Raw genomic sequence first — 22,463 nt, 5'->3', positions numbered from 1 at the left:
TCCTTTGCGAGCCATCGACACCTCGATCGTTGCTCCGCCTGCCGTCATCCAGGAGCAAGGAGTCAATAGTAAGGCCATTTGCGAAGGTTGTTCGACATATCCGGAGTCGACCCAACTTGGCCTCCTCCCTCCATCAGCAAGGGCGGCTAGCGTAATTAGTGACAAACGGTCCATACGGGCGAATATGGAACATAATGACGCCACCTATATGCAGACCGCCCCGGGAGTCCCGGGTGCAGCTGCGTCCCTAGAGAGGTTGGCTCGTGTGCAGCATCCCTTAGCGCCATCCGGACCGTTTAGGGCGATGCAGGGCTGCTGAAACACCCGGGGGCACGTGATCAGTGTTTCAGCAGTACGCAGGGACAGCACGGTCGTTGCTGTCTGGAGCCTGTCCCAGCTGGTTTTCGTGAATATCCGCACTTCGAGAGGGGACGAGGGACGACTGGGACAGCAGGGACATTGACTACGGCCTCGAACCTACCAGGGACTCTTTGATTACCTCAGAGCCGGGAGCGCCGACGGAGGCTAGATCGTGGGCGGTGCGTTGGAGTTCAGTCACGGCGTAGGCGTTGAGCGCTGTAGCGTCCGGGGCGACGTCCAGTGCTGTGGCGACTGCGGCTTCGGCGTCGCCTTTGATGGCTTGGGCGCGGGCGAGGCAAGCGCCGTACCAGGCTCTGTCGCGGCGATAGTGCTCGGGCAGGGTGGAAAGGCCGCGTTCGAGGTAGTCGGTGGCCCGGCGTCCGTCGCCGAGTTGAAGCTCGGCCATGCCGCGTTGCATGAGGAACCAGCCTTCGTCGTAGAAGTACATCCAGGGTGGCTCGTCCTCGGGACGCTGGGCGGCGGTTCGGATGAGGTCTTCGGCTTCGGCGAGGCAGGTGCGGGCGGCGTTGGCTTCGCCGAGTTGGGCGTGCCCTCGGCCGGCCATTTGGGCGGCCATGCCTTGGACACCGTAAGTGGTGCGGCCGTCGTGCCAGCGGGAGGCTTCGGCCAGGCGGACGCAGCGGGGCGCGTCGCCGAGACTCCAGGCTTGGTGGGCACGCATGTTAAGGGTGGTGGAGGCGAGACATGCGTCGCCGGCTTCGAGGGCCCAGGCGTGGGAGCGGTCGTACCAGGCCAGGGCGGCGGCGTGCTGGTGGGAGTCCTGGCACATCCAGGCGATGAACTGAGCGTACTGGGCCAGCACGGCAACGGCCCGGTCGGCGAGCGGGCCTCGGGCGCCTCGGGCGAGGTCGGCCACGGTGGACAGCTGGGCGTGGATCAGCGGGAGAAGCGGACGGCTGCCGATGGTGTCCTCGACGCGGCGGTGTTCGGCCAGGCAGTGTTCCAGCCATTGCACGGTCGCCAGATCGACGCGGGACGGGTGCTCAATGGCGCGGGTGATGCGCTCGTACAGGTCGGCGTCGGGGGCCAAGGCAGGGAGTGCGAGGGTGGGGACCGGCTTGGTGACGGTGCCGAACAGCTGGTCTTCGGTCAGGCCGAACGCCTTGCAGTAGAGCCGGGTGTAGAAGGCGTCCGGGTGGTGCTCGCCGGTCTCGTGGCCTCGGATGCGGCGGATGAGGTTCGGCACCTCGGTCAGCGGCTCGTCCGAGACTCTGATCAGTTCGCGGGCCAGATCGCGCTGGGACCAGTCGCGGGCGGTGCGCGCGGCGAGCAGGCGGGTGGCCCAGACGGGAACCTCTGGGATGTCGGTCATCCTGTGCACCTCCGGGGACGGGCGGACACGGGGGCGGACATCAGGGGTCGCCTCTCAGTGTCCTCTACAGGCGTGGTACCGCACATGTCTCTGATGTAGTCGTGCACTTCGACACCGAGGGTTTCTACTCGTGGACGGCTTCTGACGACGACGGCCGGGGCTCGTGCGGCATCACCGGCGAGCTGGAGCGGGCCTCTGCGCGCCTGCGGCAGGCGCTGGAGTCGTTAGCGCCCGGCGCCTCGGGCGCGGTGCAGTTCGTGCGTCTGGACCGCTACGCATCGGACCCCTCCTACATCTACGGCGTGACCCTGCTGAGCCTGCGCAAGGAGAAGACCACCGCCGCCGCCGAGTGAGGCCGGCGGATTCGTATGTCAGATCAGTCATCGGTTGCGCGGCGCTCGCATGCGCCGCCCCTGTTGTGTGGACCGGAAGCCAGTCGCCATGTACGTATGGGAACCGCACGTCCCAACCAGCGCCCGTCGCGTTCGCGTGATGGAGACCTCGTGCTGTGGTGAGTACGAATGGTGCTGCGAGGCCGGGAAGTTCTTCGTCCTGCGCCACATCGAGGGCGTCGGCTACGAGGAGACCGCCCGAGGCCGCTACCCCCACGCTCGCCAGGTATGGATCGCCCTGGTGACTGCTCACCACCACTAGAAACGAGCGTCATGAAGTCGGTCCCTTCACCTCACAGGGCATCGCGAACGCCCTCGTCCACGATGTGCGGCACGGAGACGGGCGTGGCTCGCCGTTGGAAGCAGGCTCCCGAGTCGCGCCCGTCCACCACGACCGTGCGCACGTGCTCGAACCCGTGCTCCAGGTAGTAGCGCTGAAGCCCCTGATTGGTGCGCCACACATCCAGACGTAGCCACGGGAACCCCTGCCGGGCCGCCTGATCCACTGACCAGTCCACGATGTCACCGCCCAACCCCCGGCCCGCCCGGTCCCGCGCGACCAGCAGCTTGTACAGGTACAGAGCAGGCCCGTCAGTGTCCGGGTCCCAGAAGTCCAGATCCGGCCGGGTGTTGAGCGTCACTGTGGCGACCACCTCGCCGCCGACCTCGAACACCCACGTCTCGCGGTTGGCGATGTTGCGGCGGATCTTCTCCCGGCCGATCTCGTCCCACTTCGCCGTCCACTGCTGGATGCCACGCTCGGCCAACCAGCGTTCGGACTCGGCACGCAGCTCAACGACGCGCTCGGTATCGCTCTCGACGGCGAGACGGGCCGCCAGGACGGGACGGTCAGTCATCTCTGCACTCCACCTGGTAGATGTACTTCGACCCGTTGCCCGGCCTGATCTGGTGAAGCACCAGCACGGGCTTGCCTGAGGTGGTCAGCGTCGTACGGACAACTTCGAGCACCGCCATGACACCCGCCAGTTGCAGCCGGTCCGTCTCCTGGCGGGAGGCGATCCGCGGGGTCAGCTCGTCGATGTGGTCGCGCATCGGACACCCGAGTTCGGCCAGGACCTGAGCCGTGTTGACGCTGTCCGGCTCCATGATCCCGGTGTCCTTGACGAGGTTGTACGCGTAGTAGGAGTCCGCCAGCGACTCCGGCTCGTTGGCCGGCTGATCCGGCCCCGGCCCGATGTAGCGGACGCGGCTACGCACCACGACACGCTCGTTCTCCGGGATGCCCAGCCGCTCCGCGATCGGTGTTCCAGCCACCAGGTGGCTGCCGGGCAGGATGCTGACGCTGATGGTCTGCCTGTGGGAGAAGCCAGCCGCCTCGACATCCGCCGTCCAGCCGTCGGTCTTGACGTTCTCCAGGCGCTTCGGGTCCTGCCATTTCGTCATGTGCCAGGTCATACGCAGCGACTCGCGGACGTAGAAGCCCTTCTTCGGCACGGCCACGACCAGGCCCTCACCGATCAGCGCCTGGTAGGCGTGTCGCACGCTCAGCGACGACACCTGCTCCTGCTCCATGAGTTCCGACGTGCTGGGAAGCCGGTCCCCCTCGGCGTACTCGCCGCTCAGGATGGCCTGTCGTAGGTCCTCGGCGATCCGTGCCGACACGTCCCCGCGGAGCGTGTCCCGCCGCCTCTGGCTGGGCATGTTGAGCCCCTCTCATTCGCCTTGTTCAAACAAGTATGCCAGCAGTCGTTGACGGCGCTTGTTCGCCTTGTTTAAATAAGACACACCAGGGCATGATCAGCCCAGCTGACCAGGCCAAACAACGAAGAAGCCGGGATGCGGTCCCTAGTCGCCAAACCAGTCCCGCACCCCGGCGCCCCTTCAAGAGAGGTGTACTCATCATGACCTACGGGTCCAAGACCATGCGGATCGTCCCTGACGATCTCGCCGAGCCCGTCCAGTGGTTCTGTCTCATGTGCGACGGCGTGGAGGAGTCCGCGCCGGACGTGGAGCCGCCGTCGCCGCCGATCTGCCCCACCTGCATCCGCCTCGCTCTCGTCCAGGCCCTCCGCGCGCTGGGGGTGGACCTGTGAACAACGAGTACGAGAACGACGAGGTCTCCGATCTCCTGGACGACCTCATCAACGCCGAACCGGCATGCGACTCCACCATGGCCGTCCTCTTCACCGGCCCCGACATCGAGACCGACGAAGAGCGCTGGGCGCGGGAGGCGACGGCCAAGGCCATCTGCCAGACGCGCTGCACGGCCCGTGCCGCCTGCCTGTCCTACGCCATGGCGCTCGACCCGGAAGAGGGCGTCTGGGCGGGCTACACCGCAGAAGAACTGCGAGACGTACGCCCGCTCCTCACCTTCCTTCCCGACCGCCGCGCGAACGAGGTGGCGTAGATGGCCGCCCGCTTCCAGTGCTGCGAGTGCGGCAAGCGGACCCGCAGCCCGTTCGGCTGCCGCTGCGGCGGTGGCCGTCCGGCCCAGCGCTGCGTCATCCACGGCGCTCGCTGCCAGCCCGGCTGCCGCGTCTGCCGCATGCTCGTCCGCTCCGGCCACTGAACGGAGATCAGCACATGTCTCACGACCAGCCTCCGCACACCATCACCGACCAGCAGTGGGCGCGGCTCCAGGAGAACGCCCGCAAGGCCATCCCGCACTTCGACCGCTTCCGCGACCCGGAGGCGATCAAGCGTCGCAAGCAGTCCGCCCAGCAGTTCAAGAACCGCAAGTGGAGCTAGTCATGATCACAGTCCTCTCCTACATCCTCGCTTTCCTCGTCGGCGGCCTCTGCATCGAGCTGGTGCGCATGGGCCAGGAGCGTTACCGGCTCTGGCAGGTTTCCCGCGCCACCGTCCGCCAGGGCGGCTCTCTCGAAGTCGTCGCCCGAGGATGGGCCGCCTCTCCTCGGAACTGGTGCAGCAAGCCCGGCTGCCCGCGGTGCTGGGGACGGCGGTGGGGCCGATGAACAGTCCCGCCACTTCACCGAACGGAGCCAGCACCATGAACGACCAGTCCGGCCCGCGCCCGCTGTCGGAAGGAGAGCAGACCCTGATCTCGGTCACCGCCGCCGCTGTCGGCGTGCTGGGGCTGATCGGGTTCGTCATCTCCTTCGCCACCGTCATGGACGCGGCCAAGCCCACCTTCGGACCGCTCGCCTTCCTGCTGCCTCTCGGGGTGGACCTCGGCATCGGCGTGTTCTCCGCGCTGGACATCGTCCTGGCCCGGCTGGACATGCGGGTGCGCTGGCTGCGGTTCATCCCGTGGACGCTCACGGCCGTCACGGTCTACCTGAACGTCGCCGCCTACGCCACCGGGCCTGGCGGGCCGAACTGGTTCGCCGTCGTCGCCCACGCGATCCTGCCCGGCCTGTGGGTGGTGGCCGTCGAGATCGGCACGCACGCGGTCCGCAAGCGCGCCAACCTGGCCAACCCGTCCCACCGCCTGGACAGCATCCGCGTCTCGCGCTGGCTGCTGTCTCCGGTGCCGACGTTCGCCCTGTGGCGGCGGATGGTGCTCTGGGAGGTGCGCTCGTACCCCGAGGCCCTGAACCGCGAGCGTGAGCGGATCCTGGCCAAGACCGACCTTCAGGACCGGTACGGCCGCCTGTGGCAGTTCAAGGCCAGCCGACGCGAGCGCGCCCTGTACAAGCTCGGCGAACTCGCCCCGGCCGGCGCGCCGGTCCAGGCCGAAGCGGTACGGCTCACGCCGCCCGTCCCGCCCTCGACGCCCAAGCGTCCGGCACTGACCGCCGCGCCCGCCCGCAAGTCGTCATCCCGTAAGCCGCGCAAGACCACCCGTCCGGCCATCGCCCCCTCCGAGGTGGACGACCTCATGCCGCTGGGCTGGCAGGTCGCCGCCGACCACGACGCCCGAGGCGTCACGCTGACGCGGGACCGGCTCCGCGACGCCGTCCGCCAGACCGGCCGGTCCATCTCCACCGACCGCGCGGGTGCGCTGCTCGCCCGCCTGCGGACCGAGGCCGGTCCGGCCGCCGAGAACGCGGAGCAGGAGGCGGCTTGATGGCTCTCACCTTCGCCCGCCCTTCGACCGGCGATCCACCACCGGTCGGACCGCAAGGACCGACCGCCGACATCACCACAACCGCCCGTACGGACGAGACGCGGTCCGACCGCACACCGTCCCTGAACAAGCCAGTACGGGACGCGGCCTCATCCGCCAAGACTCCGGCCGCGCCCCGCAACCCCGCTCGCAGTTACGCACACGAGGTGCACACATCATGACGCATCACCCGCACGACCACGAAGACCACTCCGACGAGGACGGTCCGACCGCACCCGAGACCGGTGGCGAGGTAGTCCCGCTGGACGCGGCCCGCCGCCGTGCCCGCCGCGCGGACGACCGCGACGAGGACGAGTTCTTCGACCGCGAGACCATCGCGATCGAGGGCACGGTCCTCGGGCCGCCGGTCGACCCACCGGACGACGACGTGCCCTACCGCTCCAGCATTGACCGGCGCCGCGCTCCGATCGTCCCCGCGACCTTGAAGTCTTGGAACGCTACACGCTCCATGCTGATCTGGGCCGCCAAGGACGCCGGGTATGTCGTCGGCTACCACGCGGTCCGCTCGCCCAAGTACGCCGCCAAGGCCACCCTCTACGCCCCGGTCGGGTTCTTCCGCGCCACGGCCAAGCTCCTGCACTGGGCGACGGCGGAGGAGGGCAACTGGGCACTGCGCCAGTACGCCGCCGACCGCAACGACCCGGAGACCTGGCTCAAGCTGGACAAGCAGCGCCAGCGCCAGTCCCGCTGGCGCTGGTCGGTCCTGGCCGCCCTCGCGGTGACGGCCCTGATCGCCGTGCTGGTCTTCCTGCTCGCCGACATCCCGACGTGGGGCCGCCTGCTGGCCATCGCCGTGGTGGTGCCGCTGCTGGCCCGCGCCGGTAGGCCCACGGACAAGCCCATCACCGACCGCGTCTCGGAAGGACCGCGCTACCGCAAGCTCACCGCCGAGCTGGTCCGTCGCGCGCTGCTGTCCTGCGGCATCTCCGGCATCAACCAGGCCGTCAGTAAGGACCAGCACGCCATCAGCTTCCCTCAGGACATCCACCGCGACGGCCCCGGCCACCTGGCCATCATCGACCTGCCCTTCGGCGTGGAGGCCGCCGACGTGGTCGCCCGCCGTGGCCGGCTGGCCTCCGGCATGCGCCTGCCGCTCGACCAGGTATGGCCGGAGCCTGGTGACGGCCACCCGGGACGGCTCGCCCTGTGGGTCGGCTACGAGCCTGCCTCCCAGATGAAGCAACCGGCCTGGCCCCTGCTCAAGGACGGCAAGGTGGACGTCTTCAAGCCCTTCCCGTTCGCCACCACCCCGCGCATGGACACCGTCAACGCCGCCCTGATGTTCCGCAACTGGCTGGTCGGTGGCCAGCCCGGCTCCGGCAAGACCTTCGCTCTACGCCTGACCGTCCTCGCCGCGAGCCTGGACCCGCGCGCCGAACTGCGCATCTACGAACTCAAGGGCGTCGGGGACTTCAAGGTCCTGGAGCCGGTCTGCACCGAGTACGGCAACGGCTTCGACGACGAGACCATCGCCCGCTGCGCCGGGATGATCCGCTGGCTGTACAAGGAGTGCGAGCGCCGCTCCAAGCGCATCGCCCACTTCGCCCAGCTCGGCAAGGCCCCGGAGAACAAGGTCACCCCGGAACTCGCCTCGCTCAAGGACTCCGGCCTGCATCCGCTGATCGTCGCCATCGACGAGATCCAGGAGCTGTTCCTGCACGGCAAGTTCGGCAAGGAAGCCGGAGAGATCCTGGAGAAGGTCATCAAGCTGGGCCGCGCCCTGGGCGTGATCCTGCTGATCGGCACCCAGATCCCCGACAAGGACAGCCTGCCGACCGGCATCACCCGCAACGTCAACACCCGCTACTGCATGAGCGTCGCCGACCAGGTCGCCAACGACATGATCCTCGGCACCTCGATGTACAAGAACGGCTACCGCGCCACCATCTTCGAGCCGGTCAAGGAGGCCGGTTGGGGCATCCTGTCCGGCCTCGGCAAGCCCGCCGCCCGCCGCTCCTTCATGGTGGACACCGACGCCGCCAAGCACGTGGTGGCCCGCGCCATGCAGCTACGCGGCCTGGCCGGCACCCTGCCCGAGGAAGGCACCCAGACCCGCACCGACGCGCCCACCTTCGACCTGCTCACCGACCTCGCCCAGATCTGGCCCGCAGGCGAGACAGCCGCCTGGAACGAAACCCTGTGCACCCGCCTGGCCGAACTCCGCCCCGACTTCTACACCGGCTGGGCCTCTGAACAGCTCACCACCGCACTCAAGCCGCACGCCGTACCCGTCCAGAGCATCGGCCGCCGCATCGACGGCAAGGCCGTGACCAGGCGCGGCATCCGCCTGGACGACCTCACCGACGCCATAGCGGACCGTAACCGCCGAACCGGCACCGAGTGACCCCGCCGGAGGGTGCTAGCGCTAGCGGCTGACCCTGCTATCGCTAGCACCCCCGCTAGCACCAGAAATAAGCCCTGGCCAGGGCGTTAGCACGCTAGCGCCCTCCCTTGACGACACCCAAAAACGGCCCAGGAGGCCACCCATGGACCCTGCCCTGTTCATCGCTAGCGCAGTGATCGTCACCGCCTTGTTCATCACCGTCCGTTACGCCGCCGAGTGCTACATCCGGCCCTTCCGCCGCTGCCGCTCCTGCCACGGCAAGGGCCGCAAGCCCAACCGGATCGGACGCGGCACCCACGACTGCCGCCGCTGCCGCGCCACCGGCCTCCGCCTGCGGATCGGCCGCCACATCTGGAACCACTTCCGCGCCCTGCACCGCGACGCCACCCGCTGACTGGAGCACCCATGCCGATCACGAACCTGACCCGCTACGCCCTCGCAGCCGCCGCCCGAGGCTGGCACGTCTTCCCACTCGCCCCGAACGGCAAGACCCCGCCCCGCGGCTTCACCAACTGGCAACACCGCACCACCACCGACCCGGCCACCATCCGCCGCATCTGGCAGCGCCCGTACAACCTCGGCATCGCCACCGGCCCGTCCAACCTCGTCGTCATCGACCTCGACCAGCCCAAGCCCGACGAGCAACCACCACCGCACTGGAACCGCCCCGGCATCCGAGACGGCGCAGACGTCCTCGCCGCCCTCTGTGACCAGGCCGGACAACTACTCCCGCTGGAGACCTTCCAGGTCCGCACCCGACGCGGCGGCCTGCACCTGTACTTCACCGCACCCAATGGAGTCACCCTGACGAACACCCAAGGCGGCAACGGCGGCCTCGGCTGGCTGATCGACACCCGCGCCCACGGCGGCTACGTCGTCGGTCCCGGCAGCCACGTCACCGACGAGCACGGCAGCGGCACCTACGAGGTCCTTCACCCGATCCCACCGGCACCGCTCCCGGCCTGGCTAGTGGAGCGACTACGCCCGGCCCCACTGCCACCACAGAAGCCCATCACCGTGCCCCTCGCATCCGACCGCCACGGCGCGTACATCCGCGCTGCTGTCCTCGGTGAGCTGCAACGGGTGGCCAGCTCACCACCCCACGGCCACAACAACGCGCTCTACCTCGCGTCCGTCGCGCTCGGCCAGCTCGTCGCCGGAGGCGAGCTGCACGCCGCCGCCGTCACTACGTGGCTCACGGAGGCAGCCATGCAGATCGGCCAGCCTTACCGCGAGGCGCAGCGCACCATCGCCTCCGGCCTGCGCGCCGGAGCCCGCCGGCCCCGAACGGTGGCCGCATGACCAACGACCGCAGCACCCACCTTCGCCTGGTCAACGGTGATGCCGTCCAAGCACCAGGCCAGCCCGTGCCGTTCCGCACCTCCTGGACCGCCGACGAACTGATGGCCATGACCTTCCCGGAGCCCCGCTGGGCCGTCCCCGGCATCATCGCCGAAGGACTCAGCCTCCTGGCAGGCCCACCCAAGGTCGGCAAGTCCTGGCTCAGCCTCGGCCTCGGCATCGCTGTGGCCAGCGGCGCCAAGGCCCTGGAAGCCATCGAACTGGAGCCCGGTCCCGTCCTCTACCTCGCCCTGGAAGACACCGCCCGCCGCCTGCAGAACCGCATGGGCAAGATCCTCGGCGGCCAGCCCGCGCCCAAGGACCTGACCCTGGCCACCACCTGCCCGACCCTGCCCGCAGGCGGTGAAGAGGCCATCGCCCGCTGGCTCGACCGCAACACCAACGCCCGCCTCGTCGTCATCGACGTCTTCGCCAAGATCCGAGGCACCACACCACCCGGCCTGTCCGCCTACGACGCCGACTACGCCGCCATGAGCCGCGCCAAGCGCCTGGCCGACACCTACGGCGTCGCCGTCGTCCTGATCCACCACGTACGCAAGATGGCCTCAGAAGATTTCCTCAGCGAAGTCTCCGGCACCAACGGCCTGGCCGGAGCCGCAGACGCCACCCTCGTCCTCAAACGCGCCAGAGGCACCGCTGACGGCGTCCTGCACGTCACCGGCCGCGACGTCGAAGAGGCCGAGTACGCCATGGCCTTCCAACCCGCCGCCGGCCTCTGGCACCTCCTGGACGGCCCACCCGAAGACCACGCCCTCTCCGACACCCGTGCCGCCATCGCCCGCCACGTCCGCGCCAACCCGAACAGCACACCCAAGGCCATCGCCGACGCCACCGGCCTGTCCCACGAGAACGTCCGCAAGACCTGCCAGCGCATGAACGCCGACGGCCAGCTCTGCGTCAACGCCACCGGCCACTACCGCCTCCCCGGGACAGAGTCCCCAGGAGCAGTCCCCGGCGTCCCTACTGTCCCTGACCACGCCACGAGCAGCACCAACGCCCACCACCACGAGGGACAACCGGCCCTGCTGCCTGTCCCCGCTGTCCCCGCCGATGAGGAGACCCACCAGTGACCACCTCAGCGCCGGACAGCGTCCGGCTCGCCGACACCCAGCTCTACCGCGTCACCGACGCCATGCGCCTGCTGCGCATGAGCCGCACTGTCATCTACGACCAGATCCGCACCGGCCGACTGCGCTCCGTCAAGCAAGGCCGCGCCCGCCTCATCACCCCAAGCGCCATCCGCGCCTACATCGCCCTCCTGGAGAAGGAAGCAGAGGAAGCAGCCTGATGACCAAGCGACGCAGCCGAGGAGACGGCGGCCTCCACTGGGACGACAAACGCCAACGCTGGATCGCCACTGCCAGCCTCGGCTTCGACCCCAGCGGCAAGCGCATCGTGAAACGGGGCAGCGGCAAGACCAAGACCGAAGCCAAGAACAAGCTCAAGGAAGTCCTACGCGACTACGAAGATGGCCTAACCATCGCGAAAGGAGACGCCACGGTCGAGCAGGCGGTTAATGATTGGCTCACGTACGAGCTGAGCCGTCGGGACAAGGCCACCTTTGAGGCCGGACAGATCCTATGCCGTATCCACGTCATCCCGGCCCTGGGCAAGCGGAAGCTTCGGGACCTCAGTGCACAGGATGTGGACAAGTGGCTGGCCAAGAAGGCCGAGACGCTCAGCACGAGCACCCTCCGGTTGATCAGGTCGTATCTGAACCGATCGATCAAGCGTGCAATGGCCCGTGACCTCGTCAAACGCAACGTGGTGGATCTGTGCGCCGTCCCACGCGGCAAGACTGGCCGCCCCTCCAAGGCCCTCACACTGCTACAGGCCGAAGCCGTGCTGAAAGCTGCCGAGGGCTCTCGGGTGCACGGCTATATCGTGCTCGCTCTGCTGACTGGAGCACGCACGGAAGAACTCAGGGCACTGACCTGGGACCACGTAGATCTGGAGGGGCAGCCGGATGCCAGCCCTCCTGTGCCTCCGCACATGGCGGTCTGGCGCTCGGTGCGTGCGGGAGGAGATACCAAGACCAGGAAGTCTCGCCGTACACTCGCGCTTCCTCAACGCTGTGTGGAAGCGCTCCGTGCGCAAAAGGCACAGCAAGAGGATGACAGGAACATCGCGGGAGAGCGTTGGAAGGAGCACGGCCTCGTGTTCGCTTCAACCGTGGGCACTCCACTCGACGCCCACAACGTCCGTCGCGCCTTCCGCAGTGCGATCGCTAGGACTGACCTCGACCCAAGCAAGTGGACACCCCGTGAACTCCGCCACAGCTTCGTGTCTCTGCTGTCCGACCAAGGCATCCCGCTCGAAGAGATCTCACGCTTGGTCGGCCACAGGAGCACAGCAGTGACCGAGCTGGTCTATCGCAAGCAAATCCGTCCTGTACTACAAAAGGGTGCCGTAGCAATGGACCGCATCTTCAATTCCTGACGCCGGGCATACGACAGCCGCCGCTGAGACATAGTCGTAGATCTCAGCGGCGGCTTTCACGGGAAGTTGTCAAGAACTGCGGATGGCATGGCGATGTTCGGGTCCTCCTGGCGTAGTGAGGGATGAGTCGCCCGCGCCGGGCCAAGCTGGACAGGTCCAGGTACGCCCGTCCCATTCGACGAGGAAGGGATGTGCATGTGGCAGCGGTGTCCCCCAGACTTGGTTGCCGAGGGTACACAGCTGCCCAAGGGTGACGGTGAGGCTGGCGACGTGGCCGACGACCGCGACGCTCTCACCTGAATGAGTCATGGCAATCTGCCGGAGGGCCGCCGTCATACGGGCGACAACCTGGTGGCCTGACTCGCCGTCTGCGACCCGTCGTTCCAGGTTCTGATCGATGATCCAGGATCGGAGCACCTCGGCGGTGTGTGCGCGGATCGACGGGTCGCTTGTCCCCTCGTGCTGGCCGATGCCCACTTCGACCAGCTCCGACATCCTTGCGACATCGACGGTCAGTGCAGAAGCAAGAATGTCGGCGGTTTGGCGTGCCCGGAGCGCCGTACTGGCGTAGACCCTGGTGAGGGGTTCACCGGCGAGTTTTTGGGCGGCGGACATGGCCTGCTGGCGGCCGTTAGTCGTCAGCGGTGCCGTCGGAACGGCTCCCGCGATTCCGGCAGTGACGTTCGTCGACTCGCCGTGGCGCAAGCACCACAGGCGCATCCGGCCGCTCATCTGGCCTGGTCTTTGTGCTCAACCAGATGGCTACGTTCAGAACGTACTCCGCCGAGGATGAGCGCGACCAGGTACGGCGCGTTCACCGCCCACCAGCGGGATTTAGCAGATCCGATCAACTTGTACCGCCTTCCAGCCGACGTTGACGCGTCGGCCTATCTCGAACCATCCAGCGATGATCCGGAAAGTACACCACCATCCGATGATCGACAGGTTTCGATCATTCCTTCCGTAGACATTTGTTGGCCATGTAAATCTTCTATCCGTCAGTAGATCGCTCCATGCTGGCGTATTTCCGCTGCGCGGCTTGTGCACTGACTCCCAATGCTTCACCGATCTCCTTCCAGGTATGCGGACGGCTAGGAAGCTGCCCGTTGATGGCTTCATGCAGGAGAATCTCAACTCGACGTGCATTGCCATGGAGTATCAAGAGTCGAAGCTGCTCCTCGAGTTGACGAATCAGAACCTTGGTCATCCTGATCTGCTCTAGGACATCAGCTTCGCTCCCCTCGATGGCTAAGAGCCTGATCACGAGCTTCTCGGTGACTCGTGAGAGGAACGCATCAAAGCTTTCGGTGATCTCCGCCATCAACACATGTTGATACAGCAAATGCACCATGTCCCGCTTTCGGACATATTCGCAGGTCACCGCGTTCCGCTCCGCGACAACACGAGGACGGCATGCCGATAAGTTCTTACACGTAGTCGGCTCAGGGTCGTCACAACCATCAGACGGCCCCCCGGTGGTGCGGAGGGCCGTCTACACCGTCCAACTCCCACTGGATAGAGAGAAGGGTGCGGTGATGACACTGCCACGGAAACGGCGACCCCGGCTAGTCGGGGCGATCTTAGGGGTGATAGCTCTACTAGTAGCCGCTTCTCTATGGCCCGCGATGGCGCAAGCTGCCGGTGCCGTCGCTGCTGTCCTAGCTGTGGCCATGGCATGGCGCGATCGTGCCTCACGACGAGCACCCAGGCCTGATACGAGCCCTCGGAATGCCTCTGAGGCATCAAGCAGAACGCCCTCAGCCCCGAACTGCCACGGCCAAGGCTAAAGCGTAGTCACGCAGTTAGACACGCAGAGGCCCTCCGCGATCTTGCGGAGGGCCTCTGACCTGGAGCCGCCTTGGGGATTCGAACCCCAGACCCCTTCATTACGAGTGAAGTGCTCTGGCCGACTGAGCTAAGGCGGCGTGCGCTGTGCAGCTTGAAAGAGTCTACAGGAGCCCGAGGGGTTCTCGCTCCCTCCGATCACCCGATGCCCGGACACACCACCCCATCCCCCGGCACCACCCCCGCCACCAGGTACTCCTCCACCACCGCGTCCACACACCCCGACCCGCCGGCGTACCCGGTGTGCCCATCGCCCTCGTACGTCACCAGCACCCCCGGCTCCAGCTCCCGGGCCATCCTCCGAGCCCACGCGTAGGGCGTGACCGGATCCCGTTCGGTGCCGATGACCAGGATCGGCGGGGCGCCCTCCGCACGCGGGAGGCGGTCAAAGGACGAAGGGTGCGGCCAGTAGGCGCACGGCAAGGACGCCCACACCAAGTGCGCCCCGAACCGCGGCGCCCGCCGCCCCGCGAACCGCCCGTACCTCGAAGGATCCGTCGGATGGTCCGCGCAGGTGACGGCCATGTTGGCCGCCATCTCCCCGGAGTAGCCCCCGTCATCGCGACGGCCGACGAACTGGTCGGCGTTACGCAGCAACCACGCGCCATCGCCCGTGAACGCCCGCCGCAACGTCTCGCTCAACTCCGGCCACAGGACCGGGTCGTGAAGCGGACCGAGCAGCCCGAGAACGGCCACCGCCTGCGTCACCCGACGCCGCCCGTCGCCGCGCAGCGGCCGCTCGTCCGTACGCCGGAGCAGCTCGCTCACCTCCGCCAACGCCCCGCCCACGGTGCGGCTCCTGAACGGGCAGCCCGCCGCCGCGACGCAGTCCTCGACGTACGAGCGCAGCGCCCGCTCGAACCCCGCCGCCTGTTCCGCGGCGAGCCGCAACGGCGACGCGCTCGGGTCGAGCGCCCCGTCCAGCACCATGGCCCGCACCCGGCCGGGAAAGAGCTCCGCGTACACCGCGCCCAGCAACGTCCCGTACGACTTGCCCAGGTAGGTGAGCTTCCGCTCCCCCAGCGCCTGCCGCAGCAGGTCCAGGTCGCGGGCCACGTCCACGGTCCCGACGTGCGGCAGCAGCCCGCCCGAGCGGCGGCGGCACGCCTGCGCGAATCGCCTCGCCCCTTCCTCAAGCGCCGCGCGTTCGGCGGCCGAGTCGGGGGTGCCGTCGAGGGCGACGAACGCGTCCAGCTCAGGGTCGGTCAGGCAGCGGACGGGTGCCGAGCTGCCCACTCCTCTCGGGTCGAAGCCCACGATGTCGAAGCGCTCGCGTACCTTCTCCCCCAGCACGACCCGAGCCGCCCTCACATACTCCACCCCGGAGAGCCCGGGCCCGCCCGGGTTGACCACCAACGATCCGATTCGTTCGCCACTGGCCGGCAAGCGGATCACCGCCAGGTCCACCTGCTCACCGGATCCGGGGCGACGGTGGTTCAGCGGCACCCGCAAGGTGGCGCACGAGAATCCGCCGCCGCACTCCGTCCAGACCGACCGTGCCCAGCCCTGTCGCCGGTCGGAGGCGCCTGCCAGGCAGGTCACGGCCATGGCCAGCGCCCCGACGACGGCAACCGTTCGACGCCACCGCCCTTTCACGAGGGGATCAGTCGAAGAGCGCCCCGAGGAGCGCGCCCTGCCCGGACTGCAGGACGTGAGCGTTCTCCAGGGGTATCCAGAAGCACTCGAAGTCGGTCGGCTCCTGTTCGCCGTCGTGCAGTTCCTGGCTGGCCCATCGCTCCGGGGTGGGCTCGTCGAGCTCCAGCTGGAAGACGTGGCGGCGTTGGATCTCGAAGCGGTAGGGGCTGATGTCGTAGGTGACCTCGCCCAGCTTCCTGACGATCCTGTACTGGCTGAAACCGGTCTCCTCCCGTACCTCGCGCAGGGCGGCCTCCTCCGGCGTCTCCTCGGGCCGGATGCTGCCCGCGGGGACCTGGATGCCGACCTCCTCGTAGCTGTAACCGGTGTGCCGGAACACCAGCAGCCGGCCGTCACGGACGACGTAGCACAACACCTTGTCCTTGACGAGCCTGTCCGTCACGGTCGGGCGAGCTCCGCGGTCAGTCGCTCCAAGCCGCCCCTGATGAGCCGCCCGTAGTCGTCGTCGCCCAGCGCGCCGATCGTGTCCTGCGCCTGCCGGAGGTGCTCGCGGGCGCTGTCGAGGTCGTCCAGCTTGCGGTAGCACTCGGCGAGGTTGAGGTGCAGCGACGGGTACAGGCCGGCCACCGAGAGCGGCACGCCCGCTCCCGCCACCCGCTCGTCGGTGAGCGAGTCGGCGGCGGCGATCGCGCGCAGATCCCACATCAGCTCCTGCCGCACGTCGTCCTGGACGTCCGCCATCGAGTGGGCGAGCACGCACACGTGCAGCGGGTCGCCTCGCTCGCCGCCGATCTCGTCCCAGATCTTCGCGAACAGGTCGCGAGCGGCGTCACGCTGACCGTGCTGGTGGTGTAACTCCACCGCCTGGCCGATCTGCGTGAGGATGGGGTCGTTGTTCATCGGCTGCTCCCTTGGCCACATCGAGTCACCCTCACAACAATGCCAGGCGGGACCGACGATCAAACCGAAACGAACGCAGCGGCACGCGAGAAGAAGACCGTGCGGCAGGGCGCCAGCACCGCCGTGCCCGCCGCGACCAGCGCGGAGGACATCCCCTCCGACGTCGTGCCGCACGCCATCGACCCGGTGTCGGCGCGGCGCCTCCGGGAGCTGAGCGAGGCGCTGCTCAAGGCATGAGCTACCCCACCTCCCCACCCGACTCCTCGCCATAAGCCGAGTCGTAAGCCTTCCGCGGCCCGCACACGCTGGCCTTGGAGCACGAGCACCGCCGCCCTCCGTCATTCAGCCGCACCACCACGGAGTCGGACGGCACGTTGTGCCCCACCACCGTCCCGGCCCCCTGCGGTGTCTCCACGCTCGCCCCCACGCGCGGAGCCGAGGCGCGAAACTCCTGGTAGAGCGGGTGCTCATATTTCAGGCAGCACATCAGCCGCCCGCACGCCCCCGCGATCCGCAACGGATTGACCGGCAGGTCCTGGTCCTTGGCCATCCGCACGGACACCGGCTCGAAGTCCTTCAAGAACGTGGCACAACACAGGTCACGCCCGCACGGGCCGATGCCGCCCTGCAGCCGCGCCTCGTCCCTGGGCCCGATCTGCCGCAGCTCGACCCTGGCCCGCAGGTTGCGGGCCAGGTCGCGCACCAGGGCGCGGAAGTCGACGCGGTGCGGCGCCGAGAAGTAGACGGTGTAGACGTTGTCCTGGTCGAGGTAGTCGATGCCGACGACCTTCATCGGCAGCGTGTGCCGCTTGATCAGCCGCTTCGACACGCTGCGCGCCTCGGCCCTGCGGCGTTTGTTCAACTCGTCCCGGGCGAGGTGCTCCTCGCCCGCCATCCCCGCGCACACCGGCAATCCGTCGATGTCCTCGCTCGTGTACTGCGGCGCCCACACGCACTCCGCCACCTCGGCACCCGAGTCCGTCGGGACGAGCACCTTGTCGCCCACTTTCGGGCTGTGCTCGCCGGGGTCGAGGTAGTAGAGCCTCCCGTAGCGGGTGAAGCTCACGGCCATGATCATTCCCATGGGCTCGAGCTCGCCTCCTGACGGCCTAGGGGGTACGTACGGCCTTCCTTGCCAGATTACGTGTGTCCGAACGCGGGAAGTCAGGGGGCAGGAGTGTGGACGTCACCCGGCCCCCTGCCTCAGGCACATATTTTCCTTTCCTGGAGCCGCAACCCGAAATCGTAATAAACGGCCGCCACCTCGGCCGCGCACCGGTTGTCGGCGACCTGGGCCACGCCTGGCTGCTTCCTGAGCCGGTCGATCAACGGCCCCGCCGCGGCACCGTCCTTCAGTTTGATCCGGAAGGATCGCGGCATGTCCTCCACCCGGGTCGCCTCCACGAGCGACTTGTTGTCCTTGAACGCCGCCTTGAAGTTCTCGTACGCGGCCGTTCCGGATCACGGCCTCGATCGCCTTCAGCGTGGGCCGCCCTTCCTTGGCCTGCTCCGAGTCGCCCTCCGGCCGCGGGGCCCTGCCGTCACACGTGGGCAAGATCGTTCCCTCCTTGCACAGGAAGGCGCTGACATCCCACTTCTGGTCCGCCGCCTGGCGGTAGGGAACCGCAGCGTGAAGTTCGACTTCCACGTCCTGCCCAAGCCTTCGTCCACAGCCTGTGGACGAAGGCCGCACACGTCCGGGAGCACGCCCGGAACCGCCCACATCCGCGAGCGCCCGCGGAACCGTCCTCGTCGCCGAACGCGCCCCGAGAACCACCCGCGTCCACGAGCGTCATCAAGACCGCCCGTCTACGGGCGCAGCGCCAGCATCATCGCCTCGACCGCCATCTGCGGATTCACGTTCGCCGCCAGCCGCTCCCTGCACCGCATGATCGCGTCGATCCGCCGCAGCGTCTCCTCGGGCGTGGACGACTTGGCGAGCTGATCCAGATCGAAGCGCAGGTCGTCGTTGGCCAGCTCCACCCCGGCCGCCCCGAACTGCATGGCCAGCACGTCCCGGTAGAACGACACCAGCTCCAGCAGCGCCGCGTCCAGCGAGTCGCGCTTGATCCGGGTGGCCCGCGACTTCTGCCGGTCCTCCAGCTCCTTCAGCGCTCCGGCCCCGCCACGCACCAGCCCGCGGTTGAGCCCCTTCCCGCTGGACCCCTCCCCGTACAGCTTGCGCAGCTCCGAGGTCTCGCTCTCGTTGAGCGCGGTCGTGGCGGCGGCGGCCTCCTCCTCGGCCGTCTTCACCAGCCGCTCGGCGGCGGACACGCACTCGCCGACGCCGGTCAGCGAGCGGGGGATGCTCAGCACGGCCTCCCGCCGCGCCCTGACGCCCTCGTCCAGCGCCAGCGCCCGCGCCCGGCTGATGTGCCCCTGCGCGGCCCGTGCCGCGAACCTGGCGGTCTCCCACGGCACGCTGTCGCGGGTGGCCAGCACGTGGGCGACGGCCTCGGTGGCGGGGGTGGTGAGGGTGACCAGGCGGCAGCGCGACCTGATGGTGATCATCAGGTCGTCGGGCGCGGGGGCGCAGAGCAGCCACACCGTGCGCGGCGGCGGCTCCTCGATGGCCTTGAGCAGGGCGTTGGCGGCGGATTCCGTGGCCCGGTCGGCGTCCTCGAACAGGATGACCCGCCACCGCCCCTGCGTCGGCGCGCCGGCCGCCCGCAGGATCAGCTCGCGGGTCTGCTTGACGCTGTAGGACAGGCCCTCGGGACGTACGGACTCCAGGTCGGGATGCGAGCCGATGAGCACCTGGTGGCACTGGTCGCAGTGGCCGCAGCCGCCGTCGGGGCACAGCAGCGCGGCGGCGAAGGCGCGGGCGGCGTGCTCCCTGCCCGAGCCTGGCGGGCCGGTGAACAGCCAGGCGTGCGTCATGCCCGCGCCGCGCCCGCCCGCGACGACCTCGCCGGCCGCCGCCGCGGCCCGCGACAGCACGGCTGTCGCCTGGTCCTGCCCCACGAGGTCATCGAAAACCGTCACGCCGTAAGGCTAGTCGCGCTTCACCCTGCGAGGGACGCCAAAGCCGGGATCACCGGAGGCTAGTCGCGGATGGCGGGCATCGTGCCCGTGATGTCCTCCGACTCCCTGGGCACCGGGTCGGGCAGGATCTCCCTGATCCGGTCCTGGATCTGCCGGGTGATCACCTCTTGCGGCAGCGTGCCGTCCACCACGAGGTACCGCTCGGGCGTGGCCGCCGCCAGCGCCCTGAACTCCTTGCGCACCCGCTCGTGGAAGTCGAGCGGCTCGGACTCGATCCGGTCGGCCGCGCCGCCCAGCCGGGTCAGCCCCACCTCGGGCGGCGTGTCGATGAGCACGGTCAGGTGCGGGACGAGCCCGCCCGTCGCCCAAGCGTTGATCTTGGACACGTCCTTGGGATCGAGGGCCCGCCCCGCGCCCTGGTAGGCCAGCGACGAGTCGACGTAACGGTCGGTGATCACCAGCGAGCCCCGGTAGAGCGCCGGCCTGATCACCTTCTCCACGTGCTCGGCCCGGTCGGCGGCGTACAGCAGCGCCTCGGAACGCGCCGACAGCCCGCGCTCGGCCGCGTCGAGCAGGATCGCGCGCAACCGCATGCCGATCTTGGTGGAGCCCGGCTCACGGGTCTGCACCACGTCGTAGCCCTGGTCGCGCATCCAGATGGCGATCAGCCGCGACTGGGTGGTCTTGCCCGACCCCTCGCCGCCCTCGAACGCCACGAACAGCCCGGGCACGTGCTCGGCCGTCTCGGCGGGGAAGCGCTCACCGCGCACCGCCGCGATCAGATCGGCCGCCAACGAGATGCCCTTCCTGTCGTCCATGTGCCGCAGTGCCAGCACGCCGACGCCCACCGCGAGCGCCCCGCCGATCACCAGCACCAGGTTGGTGCCGTCGAAACGGTAGCTGAACTCGCCCAGCCCCAGCACGTGCACCCCGAAGATGGCGGCCAGCGGGTTGGCCAGGGAGACCACGAGCAGCAGCGTCACCCGCGCGGTCGACTGCAGGAAGGAGAACGTGCGGCCGCGCAGCGCGTCCTCGACCTCCAGGCCGATCAGCGTGTAGCCGATGATCCAGGCGATGCCCGCGCACGCGCCGAGCACCACGGTCAGCATGACCACGATCACCAGGTTGTGCACCAGCGCGATCGCGATCAGCACCAGCCCCGCCACGGTGATGGCCAGCCCGAACAGCCGCCGCCGCGACAGCTCGCGCAGCAGTCTGAGCCCGAAGAACATGCCCAGCGCCATGCCGACGAAGACGGCGCCGAACACCACGCCGTAGGCCGCGTCGCCGCCGCCGAGCGCCTCGACGTAGATCCTGGCCACGCCCACCACGGCGCCGCCCGCGGCGAACGCGCCGAGCATGCCGATGATCAGGCCGCGCACCATGCGGTTGCGGCCCACGAACCGCCAGCCCTCAACGATCTGCTTGAGCACGGAGGGCGTGGAGATGGCGCCGTCGCGCTTGGGGATGTCGCGCAGGGTGAAGATGAGGAAGGCCGACACGAGGTACGCGCAGGCGTTGACGATCAGGGCCAGCCCCGTCGCGTCCTGGCCGAGCGGGAACGGTATGACGCCGGCGATCAGGTCGCCCGCCACCGACAGCGCGGCGAAGAGCATGGCCGCGATGGGCGCGGTGCCGTACGTGACCAGCAGGTTGAGCTGGTTGGCCGACTCGAGCTGCGCCTTGGGCACCAGGTTGGGGACCGTGGCCTCCTTGGCCGGGACCCAGAACAGGTTCACGCACTCGACCAGGACGGTCGCGATGATGACCCACTGGTAGCTGCCCACGAACGGGATCGACAGCACCACGGCGAACCTGGCCAGGTCGGCGCTGAACATCGTCAGCCGCCGGTCGAACCGGTCGGCGAACACCCCCGCCAGCGGCCCCAGCAGCACGGCGGGCAGCATCTTGGCGAGGAAGACACCGCCGACGGCCAGCGACTGCACACGGTAGTCGCCCTGCGTGAGGTTGCCCGCGAGGGCGGTCAGCGCCAGCAGGTTGAGCCAGTCGCCCAGGCTGCACACCGACATGGCCGTCCACAACCGGCGGAAGGGCGCATTGGCCAGCACGTGAGTCGGGCGGCTTCGGCCAAGGGCAGTCATGATTTCAGCGTATCCAGGTGTTGACCGGAAGGGGGCGGACAAGAGACGAGCCGGATATTCCCGGCTGCTCGTGGCCGAGGGTATTACGGGAACGACCCCGAGCGCAGGTTACACACCTCGAATAGGCCCCCAAAAACATCATCAATTCATAACTCCGGACTCTTGCCGCGCCTCTTCCACCAATGGTTGCCACGCGCCCCTGATCTCGTCGGGAAGCACCAGCTCGTCCCACAGATCGATCAGCAGCACGCCGTCGACGTGACCGAGCACCTCCGCGGGCCCGCCCCCGCACAACAACGCCGTGTAGGCCGCCCGCCGCTCGTCACGGTCGGACAGGTCGTAGTCGCGCTCGCCGAGCCGTACGACGCCCAGCGCCGCCGCGACCGGCAGCCGCCGCAACCGGCTGGGCACGTGGAACGCCCGCCCGTCGGCGCCCTCGCAGGCCGCGCACTCGACCTTGGCCTCCAGCACCAGCCGGAACCCGGCCGCGTCGAGGATGCGCCCCGCCGTCTCCAGGGTCGGCGACTTCCTGCCGTGCTCGTAGGCCGACAACGTCGTGCGCGACGTGCCGCTCACGCTGGCCAGCGCCTTCTGGTTGAGGCTCGCGGCATGCCTGGCCTGCCTGAACAGCAGCCCGCCACGCCTGGCCCAGAGGGCTATCTCCTGGCCGAGCATCCGCTCCACAGGCGACGCGACCACGTACCACCTCCGCAAAGTATCCGGGCGGATACTCTACGCCATCATGGCATGGCGT

Annotated in this window: 27 protein-coding genes, 1 tRNA gene and 1 pseudogene; 15 read left to right on the top strand and 14 right to left on the bottom strand. The window is 68.5% G+C overall.

Annotation, left to right across the window (positions count from 1 at the left end):
- Nucleotides 1-463: 463 nt before the first annotated feature.
- A complete protein-coding gene (locus tag FXF51_RS56195) occupies nucleotides 464-1,693 on the bottom strand; it encodes a helix-turn-helix domain-containing protein (protein ID WP_148443087.1) in 1,230 nt (409 codons plus the stop codon).
- Nucleotides 1,694-1,794: 101 nt separating this feature from the next.
- On the opposite strand from FXF51_RS56195, the gene FXF51_RS56190 reads away from it, so the two are divergent.
- Nucleotides 1,795-2,046, top strand: a complete 252-nt coding sequence (locus tag FXF51_RS56190; protein ID WP_148443086.1) for a hypothetical protein — start codon at nucleotides 1,795-1,797, stop codon at nucleotides 2,044-2,046.
- Nucleotides 2,047-2,185: 139 nt separating this feature from the next.
- Entirely contained in the window at nucleotides 2,186-2,347 is a 162-nt protein-coding gene (locus tag FXF51_RS61570; protein ID WP_187415124.1) for a hypothetical protein, read from the top strand.
- Between the two features lie 31 nt (nucleotides 2,348-2,378).
- Here the strand turns inward: FXF51_RS61570 and FXF51_RS56185 are convergent, their stop codons facing one another.
- Complete coding sequence (locus FXF51_RS56185; RefSeq protein ID WP_148443085.1) at nucleotides 2,379-2,942, bottom strand: GNAT family N-acetyltransferase; 564 nt, start codon at nucleotides 2,940-2,942, stop codon at nucleotides 2,379-2,381.
- The gene (locus FXF51_RS56180) at nucleotides 2,935-3,747 is read right to left on the bottom strand and encodes a GntR family transcriptional regulator (protein ID WP_148443084.1); all 813 of its coding nucleotides are present in this window, start codon (nucleotides 3,745-3,747) and stop codon (nucleotides 2,935-2,937) included. The genes FXF51_RS56185 and FXF51_RS56180 overlap by 8 nt, the downstream gene beginning before the upstream one ends.
- Nucleotides 3,748-3,947: 200 nt before the next feature.
- On the opposite strand from FXF51_RS56180, the gene FXF51_RS56175 reads away from it, so the two are divergent.
- The 12 genes from FXF51_RS56175 to xerC all read left to right on the top strand — a co-directional run bounded on the left by FXF51_RS56175 (nucleotide 3,948) and on the right by xerC (nucleotide 12,281).
- Entirely contained in the window at nucleotides 3,948-4,139 is a 192-nt protein-coding gene (locus FXF51_RS56175) for a hypothetical protein (RefSeq protein ID WP_148443083.1), read from the top strand.
- Complete coding sequence (locus tag FXF51_RS56170; RefSeq protein ID WP_148443082.1) at nucleotides 4,136-4,453, top strand: WhiB family transcriptional regulator; 318 nt, start codon at nucleotides 4,136-4,138, stop codon at nucleotides 4,451-4,453. The genes FXF51_RS56175 and FXF51_RS56170 overlap by 4 nt, the downstream gene beginning before the upstream one ends.
- Entirely contained in the window at nucleotides 4,454-4,615 is a 162-nt protein-coding gene (locus tag FXF51_RS61565; protein WP_187415123.1) for a hypothetical protein, read from the top strand. It abuts the gene before it with no gap.
- 14 nt (nucleotides 4,616-4,629) lie between these two features.
- Entirely contained in the window at nucleotides 4,630-4,794 is a 165-nt protein-coding gene (locus FXF51_RS61560) for a hypothetical protein (RefSeq protein ID WP_187415122.1), read from the top strand.
- A 2-nt stretch (nucleotides 4,795-4,796) separates the two neighbouring features.
- Nucleotides 4,797-5,021, top strand: coding sequence for a hypothetical protein (locus tag FXF51_RS61555; protein WP_187415121.1), 225 nt, complete (start codon nucleotides 4,797-4,799; stop codon nucleotides 5,019-5,021).
- 35 nt (nucleotides 5,022-5,056) lie between these two features.
- On the top strand, nucleotides 5,057-6,076 hold the full coding sequence (locus FXF51_RS56165; protein ID WP_187415120.1) for a DUF2637 domain-containing protein: 1,020 nt from the start codon (nucleotides 5,057-5,059) through the stop codon (nucleotides 6,074-6,076).
- A gap of 217 nt (nucleotides 6,077-6,293) precedes the next feature.
- A complete protein-coding gene (locus FXF51_RS56160; protein ID WP_148443080.1) occupies nucleotides 6,294-8,480 on the top strand; it encodes a cell division protein FtsK in 2,187 nt (728 codons plus the stop codon).
- Nucleotides 8,481-8,622: 142 nt separating this feature from the next.
- Nucleotides 8,623-8,874, top strand: coding sequence for a hypothetical protein (locus FXF51_RS56155; RefSeq protein ID WP_148443079.1), 252 nt, complete (start codon nucleotides 8,623-8,625; stop codon nucleotides 8,872-8,874).
- A gap of 11 nt (nucleotides 8,875-8,885) precedes the next feature.
- Complete coding sequence (locus FXF51_RS56150) at nucleotides 8,886-9,782, top strand: bifunctional DNA primase/polymerase (protein ID WP_148443078.1); 897 nt, start codon at nucleotides 8,886-8,888, stop codon at nucleotides 9,780-9,782.
- Nucleotides 9,779-10,912 (top strand): AAA family ATPase, encoded by a 1,134-nt coding sequence (locus FXF51_RS56145; protein ID WP_148443077.1) that lies wholly within the window; start codon nucleotides 9,779-9,781, stop codon nucleotides 10,910-10,912. Before FXF51_RS56150 ends, FXF51_RS56145 begins: the two co-directional genes overlap by 4 nt.
- Complete coding sequence (locus FXF51_RS56140; protein ID WP_262380548.1) at nucleotides 10,909-11,130, top strand: helix-turn-helix domain-containing protein; 222 nt, start codon at nucleotides 10,909-10,911, stop codon at nucleotides 11,128-11,130. The genes FXF51_RS56145 and FXF51_RS56140 overlap by 4 nt, the downstream gene beginning before the upstream one ends.
- A complete protein-coding gene (gene xerC, locus FXF51_RS63345; protein ID WP_148443076.1) occupies nucleotides 11,130-12,281 on the top strand; it encodes a tyrosine recombinase XerC in 1,152 nt (383 codons plus the stop codon). The genes FXF51_RS56140 and xerC overlap by 1 nt, the downstream gene beginning before the upstream one ends.
- 69 nt (nucleotides 12,282-12,350) lie before the next feature.
- On the opposite strand, the gene FXF51_RS56130 is transcribed toward xerC, so the two are convergent.
- The 6 genes from FXF51_RS56130 to FXF51_RS56105 form a co-directional block, all read right to left on the bottom strand.
- Nucleotides 12,351-13,013, bottom strand: a complete 663-nt coding sequence (locus tag FXF51_RS56130; RefSeq protein ID WP_222871931.1) for a histidine phosphatase family protein — start codon at nucleotides 13,011-13,013, stop codon at nucleotides 12,351-12,353.
- A gap of 259 nt (nucleotides 13,014-13,272) precedes the next feature.
- Nucleotides 13,273-13,602, bottom strand: coding sequence for a hypothetical protein (locus FXF51_RS56125; protein ID WP_148443075.1), 330 nt, complete (start codon nucleotides 13,600-13,602; stop codon nucleotides 13,273-13,275).
- A 527-nt stretch (nucleotides 13,603-14,129) separates the two neighbouring features.
- A tRNA-Thr gene (locus tag FXF51_RS56120) sits at nucleotides 14,130-14,206 on the bottom strand.
- 58 nt (nucleotides 14,207-14,264) lie between these two features.
- Nucleotides 14,265-15,674 carry an alpha/beta hydrolase gene (locus FXF51_RS56115; protein ID WP_148443074.1) on the bottom strand — a complete coding sequence of 470 codons (1,410 nt, stop codon included), beginning with the start codon at nucleotides 15,672-15,674 and terminating at the stop codon, nucleotides 14,265-14,267.
- 55 nt (nucleotides 15,675-15,729) lie between these two features.
- Nucleotides 15,730-16,164, bottom strand: a complete 435-nt coding sequence (locus FXF51_RS56110) for an NUDIX hydrolase (protein WP_148443073.1) — start codon at nucleotides 16,162-16,164, stop codon at nucleotides 15,730-15,732.
- A complete protein-coding gene (locus tag FXF51_RS56105; protein WP_148443072.1) occupies nucleotides 16,161-16,622 on the bottom strand; it encodes a tetratricopeptide repeat protein in 462 nt (153 codons plus the stop codon). Before FXF51_RS56105 ends, FXF51_RS56110 begins: the two co-directional genes overlap by 4 nt.
- 99 nt (nucleotides 16,623-16,721) lie before the next feature.
- On the opposite strand from FXF51_RS56105, the gene FXF51_RS61550 reads away from it, so the two are divergent.
- Entirely contained in the window at nucleotides 16,722-16,859 is a 138-nt protein-coding gene (locus FXF51_RS61550; RefSeq protein WP_187415119.1) for a hypothetical protein, read from the top strand.
- A 1-nt stretch (nucleotide 16,860) separates the two neighbouring features.
- Here FXF51_RS61550 and FXF51_RS56100 read toward each other — a convergent pair whose 3' ends face one another.
- The 5 genes and pseudogenes from FXF51_RS56100 to FXF51_RS56080 all read right to left on the bottom strand — a co-directional run bounded on the left by FXF51_RS56100 (nucleotide 16,861) and on the right by FXF51_RS56080 (nucleotide 22,408).
- A complete protein-coding gene (locus tag FXF51_RS56100; RefSeq protein ID WP_148443094.1) occupies nucleotides 16,861-17,700 on the bottom strand; it encodes a stage 0 sporulation family protein in 840 nt (279 codons plus the stop codon).
- A 125-nt stretch (nucleotides 17,701-17,825) separates the two neighbouring features.
- Nucleotides 17,826-18,062 (bottom strand): annotated as a pseudogene (locus tag FXF51_RS56095) (permease-like cell division protein FtsX); the annotation flags it as partial.
- Between the two features lie 369 nt (nucleotides 18,063-18,431).
- Complete coding sequence (locus FXF51_RS56090; protein WP_148443070.1) at nucleotides 18,432-19,607, bottom strand: DNA polymerase III subunit delta'; 1,176 nt, start codon at nucleotides 19,605-19,607, stop codon at nucleotides 18,432-18,434.
- A gap of 59 nt (nucleotides 19,608-19,666) precedes the next feature.
- A complete protein-coding gene (gene tmk, locus FXF51_RS56085) occupies nucleotides 19,667-21,709 on the bottom strand; it encodes a dTMP kinase (RefSeq protein ID WP_148443069.1) in 2,043 nt (680 codons plus the stop codon).
- 141 nt (nucleotides 21,710-21,850) lie between these two features.
- Nucleotides 21,851-22,408 carry a helix-turn-helix transcriptional regulator gene (locus tag FXF51_RS56080; RefSeq protein ID WP_222871930.1) on the bottom strand — a complete coding sequence of 186 codons (558 nt, stop codon included), beginning with the start codon at nucleotides 22,406-22,408 and terminating at the stop codon, nucleotides 21,851-21,853.
- Between the last annotated feature and the right edge of the window lie 55 nt (nucleotides 22,409-22,463).

The sequence above is a fragment of the Nonomuraea sp. PA05 genome (genome assembly GCF_008086045.1).
GTDB classification, from domain to species: Bacteria; Actinomycetota; Actinomycetes; order Streptosporangiales; family Streptosporangiaceae; genus Nonomuraea; species Nonomuraea monospora.
Note: the sequence above shows the minus strand (reverse complement) of the source record. Positions and strands in the feature narration are given on the sequence as shown.